Below are 2272 nucleotides of genomic sequence, written 5' to 3'. Positions count from 1 at the left end.
GTCGAGCATGGTGGTTAGGACGATGATGATGAGACTGATCCCACCGATAAACTGGCATAATCTAGAGATTAAGACACTGAGCTTGACTAAAAATGCCATGTGACACCTCCAATAGGTTAGACCTTACAGGCAGCACTGGCAGCTTTTGCTTTTTCATAGACGCCATCAGCATCTAAACCCAAAGCATTAACATCACTTAGATATTTTTGGGTTCCTCTTTCAAGTGGCCCTTTCCAATCTGGATCATTTAATGGATCAGGAATTTCGACAATTTCATCACCCTTATCTTTAGCAGCTTGGATTGCCATCTGGTCATGCTTATCAAATACTTCACCAACTTTACTGGCCAACGCCATTCCTGAATTTTTATCCAAAACTTGTTTTAGATCGTCAGGTAAATTGTCGTATTTGTCTTTGTTCATCGTGACCATAAGCGCTGAACTATAGAAAGGAATGTTGGTATGATATTTGGTAATCTCATCAATCTTAAATGCTGTCACCGCCTCCCAAGGGAAACTCAAACCATCAACGACACCGCGCTGTAGAGAGGTATACATATCGTTTGCAGGTAGACCTACTGGTGAAGCGCCTGCACTTTCGATAATGTCACCTGCCACAGCTGAAGGACGGCGAATACGCATACCTTTCATATCTGCAGGCGTACGAATTAACTTATCCGTTGTATGAAGTGCACCAGGTCCCCCACCATACATAAACAGTAAATGAGTATCTTCATACTCACTCGCCAAAGTACCATCATCATATAGGGTCTGTAGCATACAGCCCATTTGAGTTGCTGAATTTGATAAACCTGGAAGCTCTGTAATCTGAGTCAAAGGAAAGCGACCATTGGTATAACCATGCGCTTGTGAACCGATATCGATCGTACCTTTGGCAGCAGATTCATAAGTAACGTCTGCTTTAGCAAGGCCCGCCGATGGATACAACTCAACCTTTAGGCGGCCGTCAGAATCTGTTTCTATCTGTTTTGCCCAAGGCTCAAAAACTTCTTTACTGATAGATGAGGTTGCAGGCCAAAAATGCGAAAACCGTAGCACGGTAGTTTCTTGAGAAGTCGCTGATGAACCATCAGTCGTATCAGCAGATTGGTTAGAACAGCCAAGAAGACTAATAGCGGCTAAAGCACCAATTGAAAAAAGAGGAGCTAACTTCATTATCAATTCCTTTTGATAATTATGAGAATAGGAGTAAGGTATTACGAGCAGACAATTTGATTCATCCTAGATTAAATCGTCCACAAGGTTTAGATATATTTTTTACATACCTATAATAAAAGTACAGTTTAAAATTAGCAGCTATAATGATAGAAGTCAAATCATTTTGAGTAGATTATGAAGGGTATATTCATATTGTAGATATATTTTTGATACTTGTATTGTCTATATAGATAATAGTAAAAAGTAAGCAGAATAAAATAATTCCTCATAAAAAAGCTCTCAGCCTGTTATCCAGTTGAGAGCTCTTTTATATAGATACTATATGAATTCATAGAAGCTGCTCTAGGCAGTTATACAAATAATAATAGTGATGAATCACTACTCTTCCATCTGCCACTTATCATCTACCCATACAGCATCGTTATCATTTAGATGTACATACCATTCTGCATCAGTGACCGCAAGGCGAATCTCAGTCAAACATTGTAGCCAATGCTCTAAGGTATACATAAGATCTTCTACATCCATACTAGCAGGCAACTTCGTAGCTCCTGCTAATATGACCTCTGACTCACTATCATCATATGCATAGAGATCGAAAGTCTCTGCATCATCTGCATGCTCAAAATTTTCATTATACTCATCGACTATTGATGCAACTTTTTCTTGTTCCTGCTGAGTCAAGAGAGTAGAACGTTCAGCAGTATAGTAGAGTGAAACGCCCATAATGTGCTCCAAAATAAATGACAGATAGTAGACTCTAGAAGTGAATAAATAATATCACATCAAACTGATTTATAGGAAAGTTTGGATTCTTGACCGAAGTATCTAGCGCTAAAGTTTCCATCACCAAGCACCATCACCAAACCGCGCACAAAGAAAATCCCCCGACAAGCTAATGTCGGGGGATATTTCAGAATAGAGAGCTGACGATGACCTACTCTCACATGGGCGAACCACACTACCATTGGCGCTACGATGTTTCACTTCTGAGTTCGGGAAGGGATCAGGTGGGGCCATCGCGCTATTGTCGTCAGCAAAGGGGGTTAGATATGAGTCTGTTATTTTTATTGTTTGACTATAAATGTTTAGTT

Annotated in this window: 2 protein-coding genes and 1 rRNA gene; all 3 read right to left on the bottom strand. The window is 40.0% G+C overall.

Annotated elements, in window-relative coordinates; translation table 11 throughout:
* Positions 1–116: 116 nt before the first annotated feature.
* The 3 genes from ACIGBM_RS13475 to rrf all read right to left on the bottom strand — a co-directional run bounded on the left by ACIGBM_RS13475 (position 117) and on the right by rrf (position 2216).
* Positions 117–1175, bottom strand: a complete 1059-nt coding sequence (locus ACIGBM_RS13475) for a TRAP transporter substrate-binding protein (protein ID WP_298811632.1) — start codon at positions 1173–1175, stop codon at positions 117–119.
* A gap of 381 nt (positions 1176–1556) precedes the next feature.
* The gene (locus tag ACIGBM_RS13470; protein WP_397478083.1) at positions 1557–1904 is read right to left on the bottom strand and encodes a hypothetical protein; all 348 of its coding nucleotides are present in this window, start codon (positions 1902–1904) and stop codon (positions 1557–1559) included.
* Between the two features lie 198 nt (positions 1905–2102).
* A 5S ribosomal RNA gene (gene rrf / locus ACIGBM_RS13465) occupies positions 2103–2216 on the bottom strand.
* Between the last annotated feature and the right edge of the window lie 56 nt (positions 2217–2272).

It is taken from the genome of Psychrobacter sp. NPDC077938 (genome assembly GCF_044542635.1).
In the GTDB taxonomy this organism is placed as follows: Bacteria; Pseudomonadota; Gammaproteobacteria; order Pseudomonadales; family Moraxellaceae; genus Psychrobacter.
The sequence above is the reverse complement of the archived record's forward strand: the minus strand, read 5'-3'. Positions and strand labels throughout refer to the sequence as shown.